Genomic DNA, 24,104 nt, shown 5'->3' on the forward strand with positions numbered 1-24,104 from the left:
CCTTACGCAGCGAAGGGATCGGCGAATTTGCCGGTGGTCGAAATGATCGTGGTCTTGGTTTCGAGGAAGGGATCGAGCCCCTCGATGCCGTTCTCGCGGCCCCAGCCGCTGGCCTTGACCCCGCCGTAGGGGGTCGACCAGCGGATGTAGCGATAGGTGTTGACCCACACCATGCCCGCCTCGATCCGCGCCGCGACGCGGTGAGCGCGGCCGGTATCGCCCGACCACAGCCCTGCGGCGAGACCGTAGGGCGTCGAATTGGCGATCGCGATCGCTTCTTCCTCGCCGTCAAAGGGGATCAGCGCCGCGACGGGTCCGAAAATCTCCTCCTGTGCAATCCGCATGCCGGCACCGACCCCGGCGAAGACGGTCGGCTCGACGAAATAGCCGTTCGCGAGGTCGTCGCGCTCGATGCGGTGACCACCGGTGATCAGTTCGGCGCCTTCGGACTGTCCGATCGCGACATAGGATAGAGTCTTGTCGAGCTGTTCGCGGTGCGCCTGCGGTCCCATGTGGGTTGCGGGGTCGAGCGGCATGCCGACCCGCACCCGGCCCGCGCACGCGCCAAACGCCTCGACGACGCGGTCATAGACCGGCCGTTCGACGAGGACGCGGCTGCCGAGCGCGCAGCTCTGCCCGCACAGCGCCCAGGCCGAACCCGTCGCGGCGTTCAGCGCATTGTCCAGATCGGCATCGGCGAAGATGATGTGCGGCGCCTTGCCGCCCAGTTCGAAGGTGCAGCGGGTGAGCGTGTCGGCGCCCGCCTTCAGGATCGTCTTCGCGGTCTCGCCTTCGCCGGTGAAGCTGATCTTTGCCACGTCGGGATGCTCGACCAGCGCCGCACCGGCAACCGGACCATCACCCGGCACAACATTGACTACCCCGGGCGGAAAGCCCGCTTCCTCGAACAGCTTCGCGAGCGCCAGCGACGAGGCCGGGGTCTGCTCGGCGGGTTTCAGCACCACGGTGCAGCCCGCGGCGAGCGCCGCGCCCAGCTTCCACGCCGCCGCCATCATCGGCACGTTCCACGGCGTGATCGCGCCGACGACCCCGACCGGATGACGCGTGGTAAAGGCGTGCACGCTGTCGTCCATCGGGATCGTCCGCCCGCCGAGCTTGTCGGCTAGCGAGGCGAACCAGTGATAATATTGCGCGTGCAGCCCGATGTCGCCGCGCGATTCGCGCACCGCGCGGCCATTGTCGCGCGTCTCGATTTCGGCGAGCGCATCGACCTGCGTCGCGTAAAGATCCGCGAATTTGCGCAGCAGCGCGGCGCGTTCCCACGGCGGCATCTTGCGCCACGGCCCTTCGAACGCCGCCTTCGCCGCCGCCACCGCACGGTCGATGTCGGCGCGTCCGCCATAGGCGACGTCGCCCCATGGTTCGCCCGTCGAAGGATCGATGCTGGGACGCACCCCGCCATCAATCGGCGCGACCCACGCGCCGCCGATGAACAAACGATCAAATCGGAATTCGCCCATCACCCTCTTCCATCATATTTCTTATACTGGACATATTTGTCCCTATATAGAGATATATGTCAACAAGGCGAAACGGGTAAGGCGCCGCGGCGACGCGCCGCGGCTTGACCGGGAACAAAAGGGCGGCTCGCTGTTACATCCCGGCGGGGATGAGGCCTCGCTCGGCGGAAATGCGCACCGCATCACGGCGCTTGCTGACGCCGATCTTGCGGAACACCGACTTCAGCCGGTATTTCACCGTGTCGGGCGACATGCCGATCAGCCGGGCGATTTCCTTGTTCGAATGGCCCTGGCTCAGATAAAGCAGCACCTCGGCCTCGGCTTCGCTGAACACGCCGAGCACCGTGACATTGTTGCGATAGACGGCCAGCGACTTCGCCAGCGACTTCATGAACTGCGCCCGGAACCTGTCGACCTGTCCGTCGGTTTCGAGCGCGTCGTCGAGGCAGGCCTGGACGAACTGCCGCGCCTCGACAAAGGGACGGACGATGTTCTGGAACATCGCGATCCCGACCGCCTCGTCGAAACAGGCGCGCGACGAAGCGGTATCGCCCCGCATGCGGAGGCCGGCGGCGGCGAGGATGTTGACGTCGACCAGCAGGCGCCCCGCGCCATGTTGCTCGGCCCATTCGCGAAGTTTGCGCAGTTCCTCGAGTGCCGGCTCGACCTCGCCGATCAACAGCCGCAGCCGGGTCCGGCACAGGCTGGCGGCTATCGCGACCGGCCGATAGGGCGGCGATTGTTCGTGCATCATGTCGGCCATCGGATCGAGCCCGACGACCGCCGCCGCGGCGAGCACGGCATGCGTCGGCGCGCCCTGCGAGATCTGCAGTTCGATGCTGCAAATGTCGGCGAGCATTTCGAGCTGGCGCAGCCGCCGCCGCGCCGCGACGCGCCGCGCGCGGGCGATGATGTCGCACGCTTCCTCGAACGCGCCTTCGCCGGCGAGCGCCCGCGCCTCGGTCAGATAGGCGGCGGCATAGACATCGACCCAGCCGTCCGACTGTTCCATGTGCGGCAGCGCCCAGACCAGCAGCTCGCGCGCCTCGGCGACCAGATCCTGTTCGAACAGCAGTTCGGCCTTGAAGGCCGCGCAATTGGCGGCGAGGTCGGACCGGTCGCCATAATTGGCGTTGATGTCGGCGCAGGCCGATTGCAGGATCGCCTCGGCCTCGCGCGAGCGCCCCTGCGCGCGTTTGATGCGCGCTTCGAGGAAGCGGGTGAAGAGATCGCTGTAGAGCGACCCGATCGCGAGATAATGGTCGCGCGCCGCGAGCGTCGGCTGCAGCGCGCGCTCGAGCCAGCCGCCCTCGAAATATTTGGCGCCCAGCGTCTCGCTGATATTGGCGAGCACCAGATGGTCGTTCGCGGGAAGCTTGCGCAGCAGCGCTTCGCGCGCGAGCAGGTCGTCGAAGGTCACCGGCTGGTTTTCGTAATCGGTAAGCGTGTCGCCGACGACGCGAACCTCGGTCCGGAGGTCGACCGACAGATCGGCGCCCTCGACCTGCGTCAGAAAGCGGTCGAATTCGGCGCGGGCGGAGCCGAGTTCGCCGAGCTTGATCTGCAGATAGACCTGCGCGAGCGCGAGCCGCGGCCGCGCCCGGATCAGCGCGACCGGCAGCTTGGCGAGGCCGCGCACGACGACGCCCTGCAACCCCTGCGGGATCAGGCGCCAGCCGCCGGCGTCCTCGAGGATCGCGGCCATGAGCAGGTCGTCGCCCGACAATATGGCATGGTCGATCGCCTCGGCGACCTGTCCGCGCTCGGCGAGCCAGCTCGCGATCCGCCGCTGGAGCGCGGCGAATTGCGCGCGGTCCGAACGCTCGAAGCGATCGCGCAGATATTCGGCGAACAGCTGGTGATAGCGATATTCGCGCCGTTCCCAGCTCACCGGCGACAGGAACACGCCCTGCTGCTCCAGCCGTTCGAGCACCATCCAACCATCCTGCCGGTCGCACAGCAGGTCAACCATTTCGCCGGTCAGCCGGTCGACCAGCGCGGTGCGCGCCACAATATCGCGCGTTTCCTGCGGCAGCGTCATCAGCACCTGTTCGGACAGGTAGCGCGCAAGGTCGCTGCTGGTGCCGCAATATTCGTCGATGACGCGCTCGGCGCCCATCCCGCGCTTGATCGACAGCGAGGCGAGCTGGACCGCGATCGGCCACCCCTCGGTCCGGTCGAGCAGCGTGTCGATGTCGAGCGTTTCGAGCGGCCGGTCGGTCCGCGTCAGCAGGCATTCGGTTTCCTGCGCCGAAAAACGCAGGTCGGCCGGACCGATTTCGAGCAACTGTTCCTCGGCAGCAAGGATCGATTGGCCGACCCAGGGATAGTCGCGCGAGGAGAAGAGGAAATGGCAATCGGGCGGCGCGAGGCGGACCAGCGATTCGAGGAACTGGCCGACGGGTTCGCTGAAAGCATGGTGCAGGTCGTCGAGGATCAACACCACCGGGACCGCCGCATCGCCGAGTTCATTGACGATCGCCGACAGCGCCGCGCGCGGCGGGATGTCGCTCGGCGCGCCCCTGGCCTCGCCGTCGCCGCGATCCTGCCGAAGCGCGAGAAGCAGATATTTGACGAAACGCTTGAGGTCGCGGTCGTCGCGATCGAGCGTGAGCCAGGCGACATGCGCCGTCCCCGCGTCGATGCTGTCGCGCCACTGCGACAGCAGGCTGGTCTTGCCATAACCGGCGGGGGCATGAACGAGGGTCAGGCGGTGACGCAGGACGCCCTGCAGCCTGCCGAGGAGCGCGTCCCGGCGGATCTGGTCGCCCATCCACATCGGCGGGTCGAACTTGGCGGCTATCAAGTCCTGCATTCGGTATAACCTCGCACGCATCGTCGTCGGTTTCCGGACCGGCAGGTTACGGATCGATGACAGGCCTGACAACCGCCCGTAAAGCCTTACCCGTCTTCGCCGAAGCGCTTACCCGTTCGCGGCCCCGAAGCACCCGTTTTACGCGTTGCGCGCCCCCATGCCCTCCAGTGTAATCGGCCCCGCAAGAGGTTGCGGGAGGATGCGTCAGTGCGAATTGGTGTCGATGTCGGGGGAACCAACACCGACGCGGTCCTGATCGCGGGCCGCCGCGTGGTCGCATCGACCAAGCAGCCGACCAGCGCCGATGTCAGTTCGGGCGTGACCGCCGCGATCCGCGCCATCCTCGCCGACGCGGGCGTTCCCGCCGCCGATGTGAGCGCGGTGATGGTCGGTACCACCCATTTCACCAACGCGCTGGTCGAACGCGAGCGCCTCGACCGCGTCGGCATCATCCGGCTCGCCAGCCCGTCGGGCGAAGCGCTGCCGCCGCTCACCGGCTGGCCCGAGGCGCTTGCGGGCCAGCTCGGCGGGAGCATCTTCCTGCTTCCCGGCGGTTACGAGGTCGACGGACGCGAAATCGCGCCGCTCGACGAAGCCGCCGTCCGCGCCGCCGCACGCGACTGCCGCGACCGGGGCATCGACAGCATCGCGATCAGCTGCGCCTTCGCGCCGATCAATGCCGCGATGGAAGACCGCGCGGGGGCGATCGTCGCCGACACCTGTCCCGACGCGAATATCAGCCTGTCGCACAATATCGGCCGGCTGGGCCTGATCGAGCGCGAAAACGGGACGATCCTGAACGCCGCGCTTGCCAGCCTCGCCCGGCATGTCGTGGCCTCGCTCGAGCGCGCACTCGCGGACCTCGGCATCGCCGCACCGCTCTATATTTCGCAGAACGACGGAACGCTGATTTCGGCCGCCGATGCCGCGCGCTACCCGGTGCTGACCATCGGGTCGGGACCGACGAACAGCATGCGCGGCGCGGCTTTCCTGACCGGCGTCGACAATGGTATCGTGATGGATGTCGGCGGCACGACCTGCGACATCGGGGTGCTTGCGGGCGGCTATCCCCGCGAATCCTCGATCGCGGTCGATATCGGCGGGGTCCGCACCAATTTCCGCATGCCCGACATCCTCGCGATCGGGCTGGGCGGCGGCACGCGGATTCATCTGCCCCCAGAGGGCGCAGCGACGGACGATTTCGCTATCGGCCCGGACTCGGTCGGCTTCCGTCTGACCGAGGATGCCTGGCTGTTCGGCGGATCGACGCTGACCGCCAGCGACATCGCCGTCGCGGCGGGCAAAGCGAGTTTCGGCGACGCGAGCCGGATTCCCACACTCACCCCCGCGCTCCACAGGGCGATCCTTGACAAGATGGCGGCGATGCTGGCCGACGGGATCGACCGGATGAAGACCCAGCCCGGCGACGCGACGATCATCGCGGTCGGCGGCGGCCATTTCCTGATCGACGACAATCTCAAGGGCGCAGCGCGCGTCGTTCGCCCCGACCATGCCGCGGTAGCCAATGCCGTCGGCGCCGCGATCGCACAGGTCGGCGCGCAGGCCGAGCGCATCGTCGATTATGACGCCGAACCCCGCGCCGCCGCGATCGAGGCGATGCGCGCGGACCTGCTCGCGCGCGTTATCGCCGCCGGCGCCACCCCCGAAAGCGTAGAGATTGTCGATATGGACGAGGTGTTTCTGTCTTACCTGCCCGGTCGTTCGGCGCAGCTGCGGATGAAGGCGGTCGGCAGCCTCGCCGACGAAGCGGGCGCCGTCGCCCTGCCGGTCGCGGAGGCGCGTCATGCGCATTGAACGCGCGGCACAACTCGTCGATCTGGCCGGCGGCGCCGCCTTTCTGGGTTCGGGCGGCGGCGGCGACCCCTATTACAGCCTGTTGCTTGCCGAGGCAGCGCTGACCCGTTGCGGCGGCTTCGACCTCATGCCGCTCGCCGAGGTTGCCGACGACGCGCTGCTCGCGCCCTGCGGATGGATCGGCGCGCCCACCGTGTCGGTCGAAAAGCTGCCCAACGGCGGCGAAGCGGTGGCCGGGCTGCGCCGGCTCGAAGAGATCATGGGGCGGCGCATCGATGCCGTTCTGCCGATCGAGATCGGCGGCGGCAACGGCCTCGCACCCTTCATCGCGGCGGCCGAACTCGGCATTCCGGTGGTCGATTGCGACGGCATGGGGCGCGCCTTTCCCGAATCGCAGATGGCGATCTTCAACATCCGCGGCCTGTCGGCCTGCCCGTCGGTGCTCACCGCCGCCGACGGTTCGCTGAGCGTCATCGAGACCGAGGACAATGTCACCCACGAACGCATCGCGCGCGCGCTGGCGGTATCGCTCGGCGGGATCGCGCATATGGTCGAATATCCGCTCAGCGGCGCCGAGGCCAAGGCGCATGCGATACCCGGCAGCATCAGCGCGGCGATCGCCGTCGGTCGCGCGATCCGCGAGGCGCGGGCGGCCGGCGCCGATCCCTTCGATGCGCTGGCAGAGGCGCTGGAGGCGACCGGACTCTACCCGCACTGTCTGACGCTGTTCGACGGGAAGATCGTCGATGTCGAGCGCGAGACGCGCGGCGGCTTTTCGGTCGGCAAGGTGACGATCGACGGTTTCGCGGCGAGCGGGCGGATGGAAATCGCGTTCCAGAACGAGAATCTCGTCGCGACCAGCGGCGGAAAAATTCTGGCGATGGTCCCCGACATCATTACGGTGATGGACCGCGACACGGCCGACACGATCACCACCGAGAAGCTCAAATATGGACAGCGGGTCAAGGTGATCGCCGCAGCCGCGCCAGACATTTTGCGCGACGACCATGCGCTGTCCTTTGTAGGGCCGCGCGCCTTCGGTATGGGCCATGACTTTGCCCCGGTGGAACAGTTGAACGAGACGGAGACGGCATGAGCGCAGAGGCAGGCGGGAACTATGCGAGCGGGCGCCTGCCCGAAGAGCTGACGGTCCCCGGCTGGCGCGTCGCGCTGATCATTGCGAGCTTCACCTTTTCGTTGCCGGGATTCCTCAACAACGCCCAGGCCGGCATGGCGCTCGGGCTGCACCAGGCGGTGCTGGCTTCCCTGCTCGCCGGGCTGATCCTGTGCGCCGGCGCATGCCTGACCTCGGTGGTCAGCGTGCGCACCCGCCTCACCACCTATGTGCTCGTCCAGCGCTCGTTCGGCATCTGGGGCGCCGCGCTCGTCAATATCGTCATCGCGATCGTCCATTTCTGCTGGTTCGGGGTCAATGTGTCGTTCTTCGGCGACGCGATGGTCGCCGCCGCGCGGCAGGGATATGGGATTCCCGGAAATTTCAACCTCTTCGTCGTCGCCGGGAGCATCATCATCACGCTGTCGACGATCTGGGGCTTTCGCACCCTCGACCGGCTGGCGATGATCGCGGTGCCCTTTGTCGGGGTGATCCTGATCGCGGTCTGCGTCTCGGCGCTCGGCAGCAATCCAGCTCCCGATCTCGGCCCGGTCGCACAGCCGCCGGTTCCGATGAGTTTCGGCATCGCGCTGTCCTCGCTCGTCGGCGGCAACCTGCTGACCGTCGCGGCGATGCCCGACCTGTCGCGGTTCATCCGCACCGAGCGCGGCGCGGTGATGGGTATGCTGCTCTCCTTTCCCTTCTGCGCGCCGGTGATCATGCTCGTCTCGGCGCTGATCGCGCTGGCGACCGGGCAGACCGACATCATGCAACTCGTCGTCGCCATGGGCTTCGGCATCCCGGCGCTGGCGATGCTCGTGCTGTCGGTGTGGACGATCAACGCGCTCAACCTCTATTCGGCGGGGCTGTCGATGGCGGCGACCTTTCCCCGCCTCAGGCAAGGAACGATCATCGTCATCGGCGGCGCGATCGGATGTCTTTTCGCGCTCCTCGGCATCATCAACAGCTTCATTCCCTTCCTGATTGCACTCGGCCTGATCATCCCGCCGATCGCGGCGATCTATGTCATCGATGCCTTCCTGACCTTTCGCGACCGCGACGAGGGCGCGGCGGTGACGGTGGCGGTTCGTTGGGAAGCGATCGGCGTGTGGCTCGGCAGCCTCGCGATCACCCTTCCCGCGATGCATTTCGGCTGGTCGCTGACGACAGTGCCGGCGCTCGACGCCACAATCCTCGCCGCGGGGGTCTATCTCGCGGTGCTGCGCCTGCGCCGCTGAACGCCCCGCAGGGCTCGAAGGGGATCGACATGAAAGCCATCGCCGCCGGTCTCGCGCTCGCGCTTACCCCCGCGTCGCTCGCCACCGCGCAGCCGCCCGCCGCACCCTATGCCATGCCCGAAACCGAGACATGGGACATGGTCTCGGCCACCGGCCGGACCTACCGCATCTTCGTCTCGCGCCCTGCGGGTCCGGCGCCCGAGGGCGGCTATCCGGTCCTCTATGTCCTCGACGGCAATGCGATGTTCGCGGGCTTCGCCGAGACGCGGCGCGTCCAGGGCTTCGGCGGCCGCGGGCTCGACAAGATGATCGTCGTCGGGGTCGGCCATCCCGGCGACCAGATTTATGATCCGCGCCGGATGCAGGACTTCACCGCGCCGATCGCAACCCCGGCGCTGAAGCAGCTGTACGCGGCCTATCCGTCGGGCGGTCGCGACGCCTTTCGCGCCTTCCTGCTTGGCGAGCTCAAACCCGCGATCGAACGGCGCTTTGCCGTGCATCCCGGGCGCCAGACGCTGTTCGGCCATTCGCTGGGCGGACTGTTCGCGCTCCACCTCTTTTACACCCACCCCGGCGCCTTCAACACCATCGTCGCCGCGAGCCCGTCGATCTGGTGGGACGATCAGGCGATCCTCGCCGAGGAAGCCGCCTGGCGGGAGCGGGCGGGCAAGGACGGCGCGCTGGCGCGGCGCACGCACCTGCTGCTCATCGCCGGCGTGCTCGAGAGCGACGCCTTGATCGCGCAGGACACATCCGCACTCGCCGCGCGCCTCGCCCCGCTGTCGGGCGAAGGGCTGCGCAGCGAACTGCTGATGCTCGAGGACGAAACGCACATCAGCGTGCCACACCGGTCGATCACCGCGGTGATGCGCGCGGCGATGCGCTGGCCCTGACCGCGCGGTCCCGCGCCCTAGCGGGCGGCGGGACTTGCCGCGTCGGTCCAGTCGCCGAATACCGGCTTGCCTTCGAAAAGGGTAACCAGCACCTTCGTCTTCGAGATTTCATAGGCCGGCAGGTTGAAAATGTCCTTGTCAAGCACGACAAGGTCGGCGCTCTTACCGGTCTTGATCGACCCGGTGACGGCGTCGAAGCCATTGACATAAGCGACGTTGATCGTGTGGCTGGCGATGGCTTCCTTCAGGCTGACGCCTTCGTCGGGCAGAAGCGGTTTGGCGTTCGGGTCGCCCGCGGTGCGGCGGGTCATCGCGACCTCGATGCCTTCGAGCGGGTTGGCGCCGCCGACCGGCCAGTCGGCCCCATAAGCGAGCTTGCCGCCGGCGCGGACGATGCTGCCGGCGGGGTAGATATAGGTCGCGCGCTTCGGCCCGATCGCGGCGACCGTCAGCTCCATATAGTCGTACCAGGACGCCCAGGTCGGCTGGAACTGCGCGAAGGTCGACAGCTTGCCGAAGCGCGGCTGGTCGGCGGGATCGACGACATTCATATGGGTGATCATATGGTGCGTCGGCCTGGCGCCGTTCGCCTTGCGCGCCGCCTCGATCGCGTCGAGCGAGATATGCACCCCGCCGTCGCCGATCGCGTGGAGGAAGGCGTGCATGCCCTTGCCATCGACGGCGGTGACCGCCTGTTTCAGGAGGTCGGGCGCGATCTGCGGCGTGCCGCGTTCGTCGCCGCTATTCTCATAGGGCGCGAGCATGAAGGCGGTCTTTTGCGGGATCACGCCGTCGACGTAGAATTTGACCGTATGCGTTGAAATGCCGAGGCGGTTCGCGCGCTCGGCGGCGCGCAGCAGGCCGGGCAATTGTTCCATGCCCTGTTCATTCTTCCACTTGAGCGACACCGCGACATGGCTGGTCAGTTTCCCCGCGTCGAGCACCGCCTTATAGGCGTCGACCATCGCGCTGCCGCCATCGGCATCATATTCGACCCCGGCGTCGTTCCAGCTGACGATGCCGAGGCTGTTGAAATGGTCGGCGACATACAGGATCGAATTCTGGATTTCGGCCGCCGACGGCGGCGGGATCATATGTTTGACCAGATCCATCGCCGCTTCCTGCAGGCTGCCGACGGGTTCGCCGGTGGCGGGGTCGCGGTCGATCGTCCCGTTTGCCGGATCCTTCGTATCGCGGGTGATCCCGGCGACCGCGAGCGCTTTCGAATTGAGCCAATAGGTATGGCCGCCCGTCGATTCGAAGATCAGCGGGCGTGTCGTCGACACCGCGTCGAGCAGGGCCTTGTTCGGAATGCCGCTCGGTGGAAACAGCGCGTCGCTCCAGCCGATGCCATAGATCGCCCCGTCGCCCGGCACCGCCGCGACGCATTTGGCGATCAGCGCCTGATAATCGGCGATCGTCTTGCCGTCCTGGAGCGGACAGCGCGAGCGGCTGAGCGCGCCGAACAGCGGATGGACATGCGCGTCGCCGAAGGCGGGCAGGACCAGCTTGCCGCCAAGGTCGACGGTGCGCGTCGCCGCGCCGCGCAGCTTGCCGACCGCGGCGATGCTGCCGACCGCAACGATCTTGCCGTCCCGGATCGCCACGGCCTCCGCCCAGGGCTGCTTGTCCTCGACCGTGTAGACCCGTGCATTGGTCAGGATCAGGTCGGCCGGCGCCTTGTCGCGGGCGGCGGCGGTGCCGGCGGACAGGGCCAGCGCGAGGGCGAGAGCGGCGGAGACGGCAGGTTTCGACATGTTCACTCCCGAGGACGCTGGATGGACCTTGTTGCAGGTCCGGCTTTCGATGGACATCAATTTGCGCGTGCGAAGCGGCGCGGCGCTTCGACGATATGACCAGCAAGCCGTCTGCGGATCGAATCCAAATCCGGGGTAGTCGCGGGCGAAGACGGGTAAGCCTTTGCCGCCCCGCGGCGCCCCTTCCCCAATATTGACCGGCCTTACCCGTCGCGTCGCTTTCGCGGTCCCGCCGCGCACCGGATAGTGGCCGCTCGGCACAGCGGGCGGAGGAAGCAATGCTGCAAAACTGGCACGTCGGCCTGCGCGACCGCATCGACCGCAGGCGTCGCGAGGCGCTCCATTGCCAGATCGCGAGCGCGATCATCCACGACATCGAGGCCGGACGGCTGATGCCGGGCGCCTGGCTGCCGAGCAGCCGCTATTTGGCGGAGACCCTGGGCCTCAACCGGAAAACGGTGGTGTCGGCCTATGCATATCTGATTGCGCAGGGTTGGCTTGCGAGCCTCGGCACCAGCGGCACGGCGGTTGCAGCGGGGCTGCCCCGGATGTCGGCGGCGACGCCCCCGCCCGATTCGGGCGCCTGCGGGATCGGCTATCGCTTTCGCAAGCCTCGACGAGGCCGGGCAGCTTTCCGGCTTGCGTCCGCTGCGCCCGGCGCTTCTTTAGAGCCTCAAAAGAAAGACCAGGGATGACCGATATTTTGGCGGCCAGCGGAACGACACGCCGGACCCTAGTGAAATTGCACCGCTGGCTGGGGCTTGCCGCCGCTGCGATCTGGCTTGTCCAGGCGGTGACGGGAATCCTGCTGACCTTTCACTTTGAGGCCGAGGACGCGATGCTGTCGATGCGGCACGTGCCCACCGATCCGGCGGCGATCGAGCGGCGGATCGAGACGCTGGCGGAGGCGGGCGGCAAGGCGAGGGTCGACTGGATCTGGACGACCGCCGGGCTGTCCGATCGCTATATCATCCTGCACGCCGATTCGGCGGGCGTCAGCCGCAAGGCCTATATCGACGGCGCCGGAACGATGCTGCGCAACGCCCCCGCCGATGAGTACAGCTTCCTCGGGCTGATGCGCGAGGTCCATCTGACGCTTGTCGCCGGGACCGCCGGTCACTGGATTCTCGCGGTCAGCGGGGTGCTGCTGCTGACCAACCTGATCTTCGGCCTGATCATCGCCTGGCCGAAACGCGGCCAATGGCGCCAGGCGCTGCGCCCGCGCGGGCGGCGGGGTTCGACCGCCAGCTATTATAGCTGGCACAAGGCGCTGGGCCTGTGGGCCGGTATTCCCGCGCTGATCATCATAGCGTCCGGCACGCTGGTGATGTTCGAGGAACAGGTGCGCGACCTCGTCGGTGCCGAGGAGGTCAGCCTGCCCCCCAATCGCGCCACCGGCCAGGCGGTCGGTTTCGCCGCCGCGTCGCGCGCGGCGGTCGCGGCGATCCCGGGCAGCCGCTTCGTCGGCACCACCATGCCCTCGGCCGAGGACGCCAGCTATCATGCCTGGGTGCGGGCGCCGGGCGAGCTGTATCGCGGCGGCTATGGCGGCAGCCTGGTCATCGTCGATGCCAATGACGGCAGCATCCGCGGCGCCTGGCCGATCACCGAAGCGAGCGCGAGCCAGATCGTCGTCGCCTCCTTCTATCCGCTGCACACCGGAGAGGGCCTTGGTCTCACCGGCCGTATCCTGTCGCTGGCGACCGGGCTGTGGCTGGCCGTCACCATCGTCCTCGGCGTGCTGCTCTGGTGGCGCCGACGCGCGCGCGGCTGACCCATTACCCTTCGAACCCCCCGCTTACCCAAAGACCCTGCTGACCACCCCTTCCGAATGTGCTGAATTCGCAAAGGGCGGATTCGGCGCATCGGGCGCCATCTGGGTCGTTTCCAACAGGGAGGTCTTTTGACATGCAGACATTCACGATGAAGCTGTGGACGGTGGCGGCGGGCGTCGCGGCTGCGACAACGATGGCGGTGCCGGCCACGGCGGCCGATCCGAACGCGCCGCAGGCACCGCAGCCGAGCGAGCTCGTCTATCCGACCGGTTTCGACAAGGCGCTGTCGCTGATGCTCGCAGGCGAAGGCGGCGAGAACGGCATCGGCTCACACCGCGTCTGGCCGACCCTGTCGTTCCCGGCGCTGACGACCGAGCAGATCGGCAAGGCGCTCACCGGCAACACCCTCGCCATCGCCTATCATTATGCGCACCAATATGGCGCCGACGGCAAGGTGGGCGGTTACAACATCCGCTACGATGCGGTCGATGTGAAGAAATGCCCCAAGAAGGAAGTTCCGGGCGACGGCCTGCTCCTCTACGAAGGCGTGTGCAGCGCGCAGGTCAACGAGCCGGTCACCGGAACGTGGAAGGCCACCGACGACAAGCTGTGCGTCGACATCGCATGGGCCGGCAAGACCCAGATCACGGGCTGCTATACAATGTTCTTCGTGATGGATAGCGTCGCGATGGTGAAGCCCGACGGCACCGTTTCGGGCAAGGCGCATGCGCTGAAGAAAGGCGCCGCGCCCGACATGTAGGAACGGCATCTTGCTGATTTGCATCCCCGATATCCTGACTGGCGACCAGCTGAACAAGCTGGTCGCCATGATGGACAGGCAGCGCTTCATCGACGGACGCGAAACCGCCGGCTGGGCTGCGGCGGGGGTGAAGGAAAACAAGCAGGTCGCGGGCGATTCGAAGGACTATGCCGCAATGCAGGCGGCGGTCACCGAAGCGCTGGCGGCCAATCGTTTTTTCGCGATGGCGGCGATGCCGCGCACGATGCGGCCGGTGCTGTTCAGCCGCTATACCGAGGGCATGGGTTACGGCCCGCACGTCGACAACGCCCTGATGGGCGAAGCGCCGCAGACGCGCATCGATCTCGCCTATACGCTCTTCCTCTCCGATCCCAACAGTTACGAGGGTGGCGAGCTGGAGATCGACGAGCCCGCCGGTACGCGATCGTTCAAGCTGCCCGCCGGGGCCGCGATCCTCTATCCCGCCAATTCGGTACACCAGGTCGCCAAGGTCGTCTCAGGCCAGCGCGACGTCGCGGTCGGCTGGATCCAGAGCCTGGTGCGCGAGGCCGACAAGCGCCGCATATTGTTCGAGCTGGAAAATCTGCGCGCGACGATGTTCGCCGAGAGCGGCAAGAGCGCGGCGTTCGATACGCTGACGCGCAACACCAGCGACCTGTGGCGGATGTGGGCCGAAACCTGAGTCCTAGAGCATGTCCATGATCTGCCCCGCCGCGCGATGCGCCTCGTGCATCGCGTGCGCCATCGCCATTTCGCCGAGCAGTTCGGAGTGCGCGAAGACGATCCGGCCGTGCGGCTTGCGAATCACGTCCGAAGGCGGCGGCGCGCCGTCGCGGCCGAAGTAGAAACCCGGCTGCGGCGCGACATAGGCGTGGCCCCAGCGGTTGAGAATGATCCCCGCGATATCGCGCTTCGCATCGAAACCCGCGGCGGCGAAGCCGGCGGTCAATTGCTCGCGCAGCTGGCGTTCGAAATCGGCATAGCTGGTCGCGAACAGCCGCGCGCGCGCCGCCGGCCCCTGTTGCGGACCGGGCAGATCGGGATGCAGGAAGGGGATGTAGAAGGTCAGCACCGTCGGGCTGTCGGGGGTGAAGGTTTGCGCCCCGCTCATATCGACATTGCGCCGGATCGATGTCTGCCAACCGAGCGCATCGAACCAGCGCGTGTTGGTGAAGCCGAGCTTGTCGAAAAAGCGCCAGTTGCGGAGCGCGACATTGGCGACCATCACCGGCCCATATTGGAATTCGCCATAGGCCTTGCGGTGATCGTCCGGCATGTCGGAAACGATATTGCGGTTCACCCAGCCGCCCGACGCCATGACGACCGCCCTGGCACGAACGCGGCGAACCTTGCCATCGCGCACATAGCTGACGATCGCATGATCGGCCTTGGCCGGATCGCCCGGATGGCGCACGTCGATCGCGGTCGAGCCCGAGCGGATGCGGATCTTGTTGCCCGCGCGGTCGAGCTTCGCGGGGTCGATCGTGCCGCCGACCGGGGCCAGCGGCCCTTGTTCCTGCGTCCGGATCGCACCGGGAATCATCCGTTGCAGCATGATCCGCATGAAGGCGGTGTTGCCGCCCGGAAAGGAGACGAGGCCGATGTCGGACGAGGAAATCACCTTGTCCTTGATCGTCGTGCCGGGGAGCCGCAACCGGTGCGCCGCGAAGGCCGAAATGCCGCTGCCGCAGACGCCGTAATTGCTGACCGCGATGCCGGGATCGATATAATTGCGGACCTCGGTGCCATAGCCGAGCTTGTCGAGCAGCTGGTAATAGGTGAGCGTATCGAGCCAGGCTTCCGGATTCGCCACCCCTGACAGGACATCGCGGCGGTCGGCGACGAAATCGTCGAGCTGCTTCTGCGCCGATCCCGGCCAGGGCGTCTTTGCAAAGCCATCGGTCGTCGGATTGGCGACCCAGCCGGTGCCCGGGAAATGATAGCCGGTGGCGTAAGCCTTTTCCCACGCCGGGGCCATCGGACCGAAATGATAGTCGGTCAGTTCATATTTCTCGGCGCCGCCGCCGAGCGGTTCGAGGTCATATTTCGTCGGCAGGCCGAACTCGCGATAATAGTCGGTGAAGATGTCATAAGTGCCTTCGCCAAAGCTGCCGCGCACATAATTGTCGTGCGGAACGATCGCGCCGTTCGATCCCTGCGGCGCGACCAGGCGGTGGCCATCGACGTCGAATTCATTCTGCTTCGCCTCGCCGCCGACCACCGGATGATTGTCGAGGAGCAGGCAGGTCGCGCCCTCGCCGGCGCGCTTTGAAAATTCATAGGCTGCGGTCATGCCGGAGAAGCCGCCGCCGACGATCACCAGATCGAAATCCTCGTCGATCGGCTTCGTCGCGGGATCGGGGTAAAGGCGATCGCGGATGCCGTGCGCGGCATCGACCACTGCCTGCGTATTGCCGTTCGACCAGGCATAGTCGCCGACCCCGCCATAGCCGGTCCAGGACGAACCCGAGGGCGCCCATGGGCCGTCGGCGGCGGCGCCCTGTCCGCCACCGCAACCCGCAACCAGCGCCGCGCCGCTCGCCACCATCGCGCCGTTGAAGAAATCGCGCCGCGTGATGCGGCTGCCCATGCCCAGCAATTCGTCCGACCTTTGTCCGCTCATCGTCTTGCCTCTCCTCGGCGTCACGTCCGCCCCAAGAAAAACGGCGGCCGGGGATGCCCCGGCCGCCGCCCCATGAAGACCTTGGCTATGCTCGGTTCAGAACCGGAAGCTCAGCGTCCCCTGCACCGTGCGCGGTTCGCCATTGGCGCACGACCCGAAGGCCGAGCAGCTCGGATAATAGACGTCGTCGAACAGGTTGATCGCGTTGAACTGCAGCGTCCAAGCCTTGTAGTCGAAGGCGACCAGCGCATCGACCAGCGTGTAGCTGGGCGTTTCGACGACGAAGGCGCCACCGAAGGGGTCCGACGTCTGCTTGCCCTGATAGCGCACACCGCCACCAAGGCGCATGTCGATGTCGCCGGTGAGTTCGACCGTCTTGGTGCCGAAGATGCTGGCGAGATATTTCGGGGTATCGTCGCGTTGACGCCCCTCACCCGAAAGCCGGACCTTGCCATAGGAGAAGGCCGCGGTGAGCGAAAAGTCGTCGGCGACATTGTGGTTGGCCTGAAACTCAACGCCCTTCGACTTGACCGAGCCGGTCTGGATCTGATTCAGCGGATTGGCCGGATCGGTGCGGAGCGCATTGTTTTCCTTCAGATCGTATAGCGACACGCGCAGCATCGTTGTGCGGAGCGGCTGCCACTTGATCCCGATTTCCTTCTGCTTACCCGACAGCGGCTGGTAGGTGCTACCGAACTGGTTGAGGCCCGAGATCGGCAGGAAGGATTCCGAATAGCTGATATAGGGCGCCAGCGTCGACGTGGCATTGATGGTCAAGCCGGCACGCTTGGTCGTCTTTTTGGTGATTTCCACCGGCTGACCAACATCCACCTTCGAGTAACGGTCGCGCCGGATGCCGAGGACGAGCGACGCCACTTCACCGAAATCCACCTGGTCCTGCAGATAGAAGCCGGTCTGCTTCAGAATCTGGGTGTTGAAGAAGTTGAAGACCGGCGTGGGGGCGTTGCCATAAACCGGATTATAGACGTCGATCGCGCCGGCGTTCTCGATGAACGCCTGTCCCGATACCTGCTTGAAGTATGAATAGTCGACGCCGGCGAGCAGCTGGTGAGAGACCGGACCGGTGTCGAACTTGAACGCCACGCCATTGTCGGTGTTGAACGTCCGATATTTGATGTTGATCGCGAACAGGTTGCGCGGAACCATCGTGGTGCCGGGAAGGAAGGGGTCCAATGGGCCACCCGGGCTGAGATAGGTGGCCAGATAATATTCGGCCTGCTTGGTGTTGGCCCAGGTATAGCGGCTCGAGCTGCGGAAGCTGAACGCATCCGAAAATTCGTGGGTCGCGAGCAGCGAGACCGCGGTATATTCCTTGTCACCGCGGTTGATTCCCGGCTCGCCGAAGAAACTCGAGTTCCGGATGCGCTGTCCCGGAAGCGCGAAAAGCGATCCGACGATCGGCATGACATTATAGTTCGGCGGGTTGTGATCTTCCTGATAGATGCCGATCGCGGTGATGTCGGTGCGGTCGCCCGGCCGCCAGGTCAGCGCGCCCTGCGCGACGATGCGGTCGTTGCGCGTGAAGTCCATGCGCGAGTCCGAATCGCGCACCACGCCGACGAAGCGCGCGGCGAGCGTATCGCTCAGCGGCCCGGTGACGTCGACGGTCGCTTCCTTGCGATCGAAGGTGCCATAGCTGACGCTGGCGCTGCCGCCGAAGTCGAACTGCGGACGCTTGCTCTGCATGTTGGTGAGGCCGCCCGAGCTGCCCGCGCCATAAAGCACCGAGGCCGGGCCGACGAGGACCTCGACGCGTTCGAGCGTCGCGATTTCGGGGCGCGGCATATAGACGAAGCCATAGTTGCGCTTCAGCCCGTCGACATAGAGCACCGATTCAAAGCCGCGGACGATGTTGAAATCGCCGCGCGAATCGTCGCCGCCGTTGTAGACGCCCGCCGTGTACTTCAGCGCTTCGCGAATATTCTGCGCACCGCGGTCCTGCATCTCTTCGACCGTCACGACCTCGATCGCCTGCGGAATGCGCAATATGGGGGTGTCGGTCTTGGTCGCCGTGGACGCGGTCGCGGTCACCACGATATCGGATTCATCGGTCGGTTCGGACTGGGCATAGGCCGGCTGCGCGCAGGCCAGCGCCAGCAATGACACCCCGAACGATCCCCGCATCACAGCCATACGATCTAGACAAACGCGCATCTTACGCCCCCTTTTCTTTCTGTCGGTCTAAGCCAAAAATTCCCCGGTCGTCTTGAATTTGTCACGCCAGTGTAGATCGCCTGAAATTCTGTGGTTGTCCGGATTCGGGTAAAAGCCGACTTTGATGGGTGGATTTTGCTTCCCGATACCCGCTTACCCGCGGCTAACTGCGGATAATTCGGCGGTCATCGCGACCCGAACGCCCCCGGAACCGGGTAGCACATATTGCCAGAAGGCAAGATTTTATCTCTATTTGTGATAATTTTCGTCTCTATATGGGAACAAAATCGCCAAGGGAGAGAGACATGCTGCCGCTGTTGCAAGGGGTCCGGATCATCGAGGTCGGCGCGGTCGTGCTCGGCCCCTATGCCGGCCAGATCCTCGCCGACCTTGGCGCTGAGGTGATCAAGGTCGAAGCGCTCGAGGGCGACATCGCGCGCCACGCCCATCCCGCCGGTCCAGGCGGCGGCGCTCTGTTCCTCAACAACAACCGCAACAAACGGATGCTCGCGATCGACCTCAAGAAACCCGAAGGCAAAGCCGCTCTCGACCGGCTGATCCGCACCGCCGACGTCCTTTTCCACAATATGCGCGTCGATGCCGCCGAGCGGCTGGGACTCGGTTTCGATGCGGTCGCGGCGATCAACCCCGACATCATCCATTGCGCCGCGATCGGTTTCGGGCAGCGCGGACCCTATCGCGACCGGCCGGCATTCGACGACATCATCCAGGCAGCGAGCGGGCTGGCGGGACTCGAAGCTGCGACCGGCGCCGATCCGCGCTTCGTGCCGACGGTGCTGGCCGACAAGGTCGCGGCGCTGCATGCCGTCTATGGCATCATGGCGGCGCTGGTCGCGCGCGCGAACGGGCGGAGCGGCGCGATCAAGGTCGAGGTTCCGATGTTCGAGGCGCTCGCCGCCTTCCTGCTCAACGAACATCTCGCGGGCGCGACCTTCGCGGTCGACGGCGAACCCGGCTACCCGCGCATCCTGTCGCCCAATCGCCGCCCGTTTCGCACGGCGGACGGCTGGATCGCGGTGCTGCCCTATACCGACCGGCAGTGGCGGTCCTTCCTGACCGAGGTCGGCCGCGACGACGTCATCGCGCAGCCGTGGTTCGCCGACCCGCGCCAACGCCCCGCGCATATCGACACCCTCTATGCGATCGTCGCCGGGAGCCTGCCGGCGCGGACGACCGCCGCATGGCTCGACGCGCTTTCGGGGCGCGACATTCCCTGCTCGCGCGTCCCCGACCTGCCCGGCCTGCTCGACGACCCGCATCTGGCCGAGATCGGCTTTTTCGACGTGCCGGCGGACTATCCCGACGGCATCCGGCGCACGCTGCCGCAGCCGGTGCTGTTCGACGGCGTCGCATCGGTTCCCGATGTCGCGCCGCGCGCGCTGGGCGCCGACAGCCGTGCGATCCTGCGCGAGGCGGGGCTCGACGAAGGCGAGATCGACACGCTCATCGACAGCGGCGTCGTCGACGCGGCCTGATCAGCCGAACCGGCGGCGGATGAAGGCGGCACCGTCGCGGATCGCGCGGCGCGCGACCTCGGCGATCGACATCGCCTCCAGAAAGCTGTGCGTCGCCCCGGCATAGATGCGCGCCTCGGTATCGACCCCCGCGGCTTCGAGCCGCGCTTCCATCGCGATCGACTGCTCAGTCAGCAGGTCGCATTCGGGGATCACCAGCAACACGGGCGGCAGGCCGGCGAGTTCGGCGTGGATCGGACAGGCAAAGGGATCCTGCGCGCCCGCCGCGATGTCGACGAGATAATTGGCATAATAGCCCTGGGCCTCGGCGCGATCCATGATCGACCCCGGCCCGCCGAAAAGGGCTTCGGCACGGTCGGAGACCGCGGGCGTGAAATAGCCATAGTTGGAGAGGATCGCGCGGATCAGCCCGCCCTCGCCCTGCGCGCGCAGCCGCAGCGCGGTCGCGAAGCAGAGATTGGCGCCCGCCGAATCACCGCCCATCGCGATCCGCGCCGGATCGATCCCCAGCGTCGCGCCATGCGCCCCGAGCCACAGCATCAGCGCCTCGATGCGGTCGAGCGCGACAGGATATTTATGTTCGGGCGACAGCGGATAATCGACGCCGACCACCACGAAGCCGCCCGCCGCGGCATATTCGCGCATCAGCCGGTCGTGCGTGTCGATCGAGAACAGGGTGAAGCCGCCGCCGTGGAGATAGACGAGCGCCGGCGCGGGCGCCGCCACGCCTTCGGGCCGGTAGACGCGGATGCGCAACTCCCCCGCGCCGGCGTCGAAGCGGCGTTCGAACGTCTCCGCCATGACAGGGCCGCCCGCCGTCCAGTGCGCGCGCACCGCCTCCGACACCGCGCGCTGTTCGGGAAAGTCGAGCGTGTCGAACGGCGGATGGGCCGCCCAGCGCTGCTTCATGATCGCCAGAAATTCAACGATTTCGGGGTCAATCGTCATTTTACCGGCAGCCACTGCGCGTCCCTCTCAGCGTCGATGTAGGGCGACGCGGGCATCTTGCGCGCGGTCGGCCACAGTTCGTCAAGCGTCGCGGCGTCGAACAATTGCCCGCCGCGCATCACCAGTTTGATCGACATCGTCTTGCGGATGTCGGTCAGCGGGTCTTCGTCGAACACCACGAGGTCGGCATATTTGCCCGGTTCGATGGTGCCCATGTCGGCGAGCCGTCCGATCGTCTCTGCCGCCCCGGCAGTCGCCGCATGCAGCACCGCCATCGGCTTCATCCCGCCGAGCGCATGGCCCTCCATTTCGTAGTGAAAGCCGATCCCCGGCTCGTCGCCGTGCGATCCCATGCCGACGAGCGCGCCGCTTTCGGCGAGCTTGGCCGCATCGGCGGCCAGCGCGGGCATGCGCGACGCCGCGAGCGAACCCCAGGGCCGGAAACCGAGCTTGTGCGCGATCGCCGACGGCGACCAGAAATGCCGCACCTTGGGATCGAGCGCGGGATCGTGCATCGACACATAATAATGCCGCCCCGACGGACCGCTGGTGTTGATGAGCAGCGTCGCAACATAGCTGGTGCGCATGCGCTGATAGAGGCCGACGACATCCTCGCCGAACGGCGTGATCGGCAACGCATGTTCGTTGCCGGCATAGCCGTCGATGATCTGGGTCAGCATCAGCTTGGGATTATGGCTGCCCTCGGTCGTCGGGACGATGCCCTGTTCGCGCGCCGCCATCGCGATCCATTGCCGCACGGTTCGGCTCTCTCCGCGATATTGCTTGATGTTGCGCAGCCCCCAGGCGTCGCGATAGCGGCGCAGCACGTCGCGCACCTGGTCGAGCGAGGTGAAACGCTCCTTGGAAAAGAGCGCCGGGCCGGTCGAGCGGAGCCGCGGCCCGATCACCAGCCCCGCATCGATCAGATCCTGATAGGCGATCTGGTCGATGCCCAAGGTCGAGGGATCGAAGGACGTGGTGACGCCGAACGCAAGCCGTGCCGGCAGGTCCCATTCGTCGTAACCGATGACGTTGCGGCGCACCCCGCCGATATGGTCATGATCGTCGATGAAGCCCGGGACGACGGTCTTGCCGCCGAGTTCACGCTCGGGCGTGCCGCTCGGCACCGCAAGGCTGCCACGCGGCCCGACGGCCACGATCCGGTCGCCGCCGATCAAAATGTCGGCATCGTCGACGATCTTGTCGCCGCCCGCCATCGTCAGCGCCCGCGCACCGCGCAGCAAGAGGCTGCCCGCCGGCCGGGCACGCGGCATTTCGGCGACGAGTTCGACATGTTTCGCGGGCGGGGTCGCCGTGGCGTCAGGCAGGACCTGCAAATAGTTGCCAACCGTCCAGATCAGGCTGCCGTCGGCGCGCCAGTCGAAGAAGTCGGCGCCCATGCGCGTGACCTTCCGCCCCGTCGTGTCGGCGGCGGTCAGGTCGACCGCCACCTTGGGATCGGCGGGCACGGGCAGCACATACAGCTGTTCGCTCGTCTGCGCCGCGATCCATTGGCCGTCGGGACTGATCCGCAAATCGTCGGCGTCGGCGAGCCGCTCGGTAAAATAATAGTCCTGCGCCTTCACCGACGCGACGACACGCTGCGTCCCGCGCGCCAGATCGATGGCGACCAGCCCGTCGCTGCCGAGCAGATAGGTCGTACCCGGTTCGCCGCGCACGAAATGCGGCCGCTGGCCGAGCGCGCCGCTGGTAACGACTCGCGCCGGCCCACCCGCCGCAGGCAATGCCACGAGGTCGGCGGGGCGCACCGTGCCGAATTCGAAGCTGGTCTGTTGCCGCGCCGCCGCCGGCGAGCGGACCGCGAGGATATTCGCGCCATCAGGCGTGAAGGCGGGATGGGTGTAGAAGGCCGAAACATCGCTGACCTTCACCGGCGTGCCGGAGCCGTCGGCGGCGATGCTCCACACCGCGCCGCCCGCGCGCTCGCTCCAGGTGACATAGGCGATGCGCGACCCGTCCGGGCTCCAGCCCGGCAGCGAGGCGGGGTCGCCGCTGATCGGCAGGCGCAGCGCCTTGCCGCCATCGACCGGCTGGACATAGACGCTGCCGAGCGCGGCATAGGCGACGCGCTGGCCGTCAGGCGACGGCGACGTCCCCTGCAACAATTTGGCGCGGACCGGGCCGGTGTCTTCGCGAAAACCGATCCGGGTGCTCGGGCCGACCGCCAGCTTCAGCCGCGCGGTGAAGGGCACCGGCGTCGCCGCCGCCCCGTCGATCGGCCGCCGCTCGATCCGCCCCTGCCAGGCGATCAGGATCGCCTGCCCATCAGGCGTGAAGGCATAGCGCGGGATCAGGTCGAGCGAGGCCGCGCCGTTCATCAGGTCGGCGGGCGCGGGGCCCAGATCGCGGTCGTCGCCGGTCGCGAGGTCGCGCAACCGCAGCCGCGTCTCCGCTAGCCGCCGCGTCGCATAGGCGAGTTTGCTGCCGTCGGGCGAAATCGCAGGTCGGAAGAAAGTCTCCTTCCCCGCCTCGCGCCCGCCCGAATTGCCGACGACGGTCTGTTCGGCGCCGGTGGCCAGATCGCGGCGGACGATCGTCCATGCCACCGGTTCGGCAAAATCATTGTCACCGACGCGGCGAGCGAAATAGAGATATTTGCCGTCGCGCGACGCCGCGGCGCCAAGCGTGCTTTGCCAGGCATCGCGCGGTGCATCGGCGGACGGCTTGGCCGGCGCAACCAGTTCGCCCGGCCCGCCATCGACCGGATGGCGCCACAATTCATAGCGATCGATGCGGATACGGTAGCGGCTGACATAGATCGACTTTCCGTCGGCACTCCATTCGGGCGAGGTGCGCACCGCGCCCTCGTCTTCGTCGCTGATCCGCCGCGCGCCGCTGCCATCGGTGTGCGCGATCCAGACATTGTCGCCGCCCGAGCGATCGCTGACATAGGCGATCCATTGCCCGTCGGGCGAAAAGGTCGGCTGCACCTCGAACGCCATGCCCGTCGCGATCGGCACCGCCTTGCCGCCGGCAGCGGGCAACGCATAGATTTCGCCGAGCATGTCGAAGAGGATCGTCTTGCCGTCGGGCGAGATCGCCAGCGACATGAAGGTGCCGCTCGACACCTGATAGTCGAGCGTTCTTGCGGGCTTCATCGGCAGCGCGGTTTCGTCGGCGGCGAAGGTCGCCACCGGCATCGCCAGCGCCCATGCCGATACCAGTCCCCATATCGCGCGTTTCATATCGCTGC

Annotated in this window: 16 protein-coding genes; 9 read left to right on the forward strand and 7 right to left on the reverse strand. The window is 66.6% G+C overall.

The window, feature by feature from the left end; translation table 11 throughout:
* Positions 1-2: 2 nt before the first annotated feature.
* Positions 3-1,481 (reverse strand): aldehyde dehydrogenase, encoded by a 1,479-nt coding sequence (locus tag EEB18_RS09470; protein ID WP_187140017.1) that lies wholly within the window; start codon positions 1,479-1,481, stop codon positions 3-5.
* Between the two features lie 133 nt (positions 1,482-1,614).
* Positions 1,615-4,296 (reverse strand): helix-turn-helix transcriptional regulator, encoded by a 2,682-nt coding sequence (locus tag EEB18_RS09475; RefSeq protein ID WP_187140016.1) that lies wholly within the window; start codon positions 4,294-4,296, stop codon positions 1,615-1,617.
* Positions 4,297-4,503: 207 nt separating this feature from the next.
* On the opposite strand from EEB18_RS09475, the gene EEB18_RS09480 reads away from it, so the two are divergent.
* From EEB18_RS09480 to EEB18_RS09495, 4 genes are read left to right on the forward strand one after another with little or no spacing between them, the layout of a single operon-like run.
* Entirely contained in the window at positions 4,504-6,111 is a 1,608-nt protein-coding gene (locus tag EEB18_RS09480) for a hydantoinase/oxoprolinase N-terminal domain-containing protein (RefSeq protein ID WP_187140015.1), read from the forward strand.
* Positions 6,101-7,207, forward strand: coding sequence for a DUF917 domain-containing protein (locus EEB18_RS09485; RefSeq protein ID WP_187140014.1), 1,107 nt, complete (start codon positions 6,101-6,103; stop codon positions 7,205-7,207). Before EEB18_RS09480 ends, EEB18_RS09485 begins: the two co-directional genes overlap by 11 nt.
* Positions 7,204-8,463, forward strand: coding sequence for a purine-cytosine permease family protein (locus tag EEB18_RS09490; protein ID WP_187140013.1), 1,260 nt, complete (start codon positions 7,204-7,206; stop codon positions 8,461-8,463). Before EEB18_RS09485 ends, EEB18_RS09490 begins: the two co-directional genes overlap by 4 nt.
* Positions 8,464-8,492: 29 nt before the next feature.
* Complete coding sequence (locus EEB18_RS09495) at positions 8,493-9,356, forward strand: alpha/beta hydrolase (protein ID WP_187140012.1); 864 nt, start codon at positions 8,493-8,495, stop codon at positions 9,354-9,356.
* 17 nt (positions 9,357-9,373) lie between these two features.
* Here EEB18_RS09495 and EEB18_RS09500 read toward each other — a convergent pair whose 3' ends face one another.
* The gene (locus tag EEB18_RS09500) at positions 9,374-11,113 is read right to left on the reverse strand and encodes an amidohydrolase (protein WP_187140011.1); all 1,740 of its coding nucleotides are present in this window, start codon (positions 11,111-11,113) and stop codon (positions 9,374-9,376) included.
* 278 nt (positions 11,114-11,391) lie between these two features.
* On the opposite strand from EEB18_RS09500, the gene EEB18_RS09505 reads away from it, so the two are divergent.
* The 4 genes from EEB18_RS09505 (at position 11,392) to EEB18_RS09520 (ending at position 14,330) form a co-directional block, all read left to right on the forward strand.
* A complete protein-coding gene (locus EEB18_RS09505) occupies positions 11,392-11,808 on the forward strand; it encodes a GntR family transcriptional regulator (protein ID WP_187140010.1) in 417 nt (138 codons plus the stop codon).
* Positions 11,805-12,887, forward strand: coding sequence for a PepSY-associated TM helix domain-containing protein (locus tag EEB18_RS09510; protein ID WP_187140009.1), 1,083 nt, complete (start codon positions 11,805-11,807; stop codon positions 12,885-12,887). The genes EEB18_RS09505 and EEB18_RS09510 overlap by 4 nt, the downstream gene beginning before the upstream one ends.
* Positions 12,888-13,021: 134 nt before the next feature.
* Positions 13,022-13,648: a hypothetical protein gene (locus tag EEB18_RS09515; protein ID WP_187140008.1), complete on the forward strand. Its 627-nt coding sequence runs from the start codon at positions 13,022-13,024 to the stop codon at positions 13,646-13,648.
* Between the two features lie 10 nt (positions 13,649-13,658).
* Positions 13,659-14,330: a Fe2+-dependent dioxygenase gene (locus EEB18_RS09520; protein ID WP_187140007.1), complete on the forward strand. Its 672-nt coding sequence runs from the start codon at positions 13,659-13,661 to the stop codon at positions 14,328-14,330.
* Between the two features lie 3 nt (positions 14,331-14,333).
* Here the strand turns inward: EEB18_RS09520 and EEB18_RS09525 are convergent, their stop codons facing one another.
* Both EEB18_RS09525 and EEB18_RS09530 read right to left on the reverse strand, forming a co-directional pair.
* Complete coding sequence (locus tag EEB18_RS09525; protein ID WP_187140006.1) at positions 14,334-16,271, reverse strand: NAD(P)-binding protein; 1,938 nt, start codon at positions 16,269-16,271, stop codon at positions 14,334-14,336.
* A 96-nt stretch (positions 16,272-16,367) separates the two neighbouring features.
* The gene (locus tag EEB18_RS09530) at positions 16,368-18,425 is read right to left on the reverse strand and encodes a TonB-dependent siderophore receptor (protein WP_056344995.1); all 2,058 of its coding nucleotides are present in this window, start codon (positions 18,423-18,425) and stop codon (positions 16,368-16,370) included.
* 326 nt (positions 18,426-18,751) lie between these two features.
* On the opposite strand from EEB18_RS09530, the gene EEB18_RS09535 reads away from it, so the two are divergent.
* Positions 18,752-19,942, forward strand: coding sequence for a CaiB/BaiF CoA transferase family protein (locus EEB18_RS09535; protein WP_187140005.1), 1,191 nt, complete (start codon positions 18,752-18,754; stop codon positions 19,940-19,942).
* Here the strand turns inward: EEB18_RS09535 and EEB18_RS09540 are convergent, their stop codons facing one another.
* Positions 19,943-20,890: an alpha/beta hydrolase fold domain-containing protein gene (locus tag EEB18_RS09540; RefSeq protein ID WP_187140004.1), complete on the reverse strand. Its 948-nt coding sequence runs from the start codon at positions 20,888-20,890 to the stop codon at positions 19,943-19,945.
* A complete protein-coding gene (locus tag EEB18_RS09545; RefSeq protein ID WP_187140003.1) occupies positions 20,887-24,096 on the reverse strand; it encodes an amidohydrolase family protein in 3,210 nt (1,069 codons plus the stop codon). The genes EEB18_RS09540 and EEB18_RS09545 overlap by 4 nt, the downstream gene beginning before the upstream one ends.
* Between the last annotated feature and the right edge of the window lie 8 nt (positions 24,097-24,104).

Origin of the sequence: Sphingopyxis sp. OPL5 (assembly GCF_003797775.2) — a bacterium.
In the GTDB taxonomy this organism is placed as follows: domain Bacteria; phylum Pseudomonadota; class Alphaproteobacteria; order Sphingomonadales; family Sphingomonadaceae; genus Sphingopyxis.

Coding starts and splice junctions, on each gene's coding strand:
- EEB18_RS09470 (WP_187140017.1), bottom strand. CDS start 1,481: ATGGGCGAATTCCGATTTGATCGTTTGTTCATCGGCGGCGCGTGGGTC.
- EEB18_RS09475 (WP_187140016.1), bottom strand. CDS start 4,296: ATGCAGGACTTGATAGCCGCCAAGTTCGACCCGCCGATGTGGATGGGC.
- EEB18_RS09485 (WP_187140014.1), top strand. CDS start 6,101: ATGCGCATTGAACGCGCGGCACAACTCGTCGATCTGGCCGGCGGCGCC.
- EEB18_RS09490 (WP_187140013.1), top strand. CDS start 7,204: ATGAGCGCAGAGGCAGGCGGGAACTATGCGAGCGGGCGCCTGCCCGAA.
- EEB18_RS09495 (WP_187140012.1), top strand. CDS start 8,493: ATGAAAGCCATCGCCGCCGGTCTCGCGCTCGCGCTTACCCCCGCGTCG.
- EEB18_RS09500 (WP_187140011.1), bottom strand. CDS start 11,113: ATGTCGAAACCTGCCGTCTCCGCCGCTCTCGCCCTCGCGCTGGCCCTG.
- EEB18_RS09505 (WP_187140010.1), top strand. CDS start 11,392: ATGCTGCAAAACTGGCACGTCGGCCTGCGCGACCGCATCGACCGCAGG.
- EEB18_RS09510 (WP_187140009.1), top strand. CDS start 11,805: ATGACCGATATTTTGGCGGCCAGCGGAACGACACGCCGGACCCTAGTG.
- EEB18_RS09515 (WP_187140008.1), top strand. CDS start 13,022: ATGCAGACATTCACGATGAAGCTGTGGACGGTGGCGGCGGGCGTCGCG.
- EEB18_RS09525 (WP_187140006.1), bottom strand. CDS start 16,271: ATGAGCGGACAAAGGTCGGACGAATTGCTGGGCATGGGCAGCCGCATC.
- EEB18_RS09530 (WP_056344995.1), bottom strand. CDS start 18,425: ATGGCTGTGATGCGGGGATCGTTCGGGGTGTCATTGCTGGCGCTGGCC.
- EEB18_RS09535 (WP_187140005.1), top strand. CDS start 18,752: ATGCTGCCGCTGTTGCAAGGGGTCCGGATCATCGAGGTCGGCGCGGTC.
- EEB18_RS09540 (WP_187140004.1), bottom strand. CDS start 20,890: ATGACGATTGACCCCGAAATCGTTGAATTTCTGGCGATCATGAAGCAG.
- EEB18_RS09545 (WP_187140003.1), bottom strand. CDS start 24,096: ATGAAACGCGCGATATGGGGACTGGTATCGGCATGGGCGCTGGCGATG.